The sequence below is a fragment of the Caulobacter sp. genome (genome assembly GCF_017744445.1).
In the GTDB taxonomy this organism is placed as follows: domain Bacteria; phylum Pseudomonadota; class Alphaproteobacteria; order Caulobacterales; family Caulobacteraceae; genus Caulobacter.
Window position 1 is genome coordinate 1 of record NZ_JAGIBH010000094.1, and the last position, 731, is coordinate 731.

The following is a 731-nucleotide window of genomic DNA, read 5'->3' on the forward strand; positions in this document are numbered from 1 at the left end:
CGCCGGCGGCGTCGAAGTTGGGCGCCTTGCCGCCGCGCAAGATGACGTGGCCGTCCGGATTGCCGGCGGTGGCGGCGATCGCCGAGCGCCCGTCCTTGGTCACGGCCAGGAAATGGTGCGGATTGGACGCGGCCATCACCGCGTCCGCTGCAATGCGCACGTTGCCGTCGGTGCCGTTCTTGAAACCGACCGGGCACGACAACCCCGAGGCCATCTCGCGATGGATCTGGCTTTCGGTGGTTCGCGCGCCGATCGCGCCCCAGGCGACCAGGTCGGCGATGTACTGCGGCGAGATCGTGTCCAGGTACTCGCAGCCGGCGGGCAGGCCCAGCGCGTTGATGTCGCGCAACAGGGTGCGGCCCACGTGCAGGCCCTTGTTGATGTCGAAGCTGCCGTCCAGGCCAGGATCGTTGATCAGGCCTTTCCAGCCGACGGTGGTGCGCGGTTTCTCGAAATACACGCGCATCACGATCTCCAGCGCGTCGCCGAGCGTGTCGCGCAGCGGACGCAGGCGATGCGCGTATTCCATCGCCGCGACCGGGTCGTGGATCGAGCACGGGCCGATCACCACCGCCAGGCGGTCGTCCTGCCCATGAAGGATGCGATGCAGCGCACGCCGGGCGTCGGCGACGGTGTCGGAGACCTCTTCGGTGCAGGGGATTTCCGCGATCAGCTGCGCGGGAGGAACCAGCGCGTCGATGCGGCGGATGCGCAGGTCGTCAGTGTGGGGG

At 68.7% G+C, this 731-nt stretch carries 1 protein-coding gene; it reads right to left on the minus strand.

What is annotated here, in order from left to right:
* Positions 1 to 731: 3-deoxy-7-phosphoheptulonate synthase (locus tag J7528_RS23830; protein ID WP_291879815.1), on the minus strand; the 731-nt coding region annotated here is incomplete at both ends.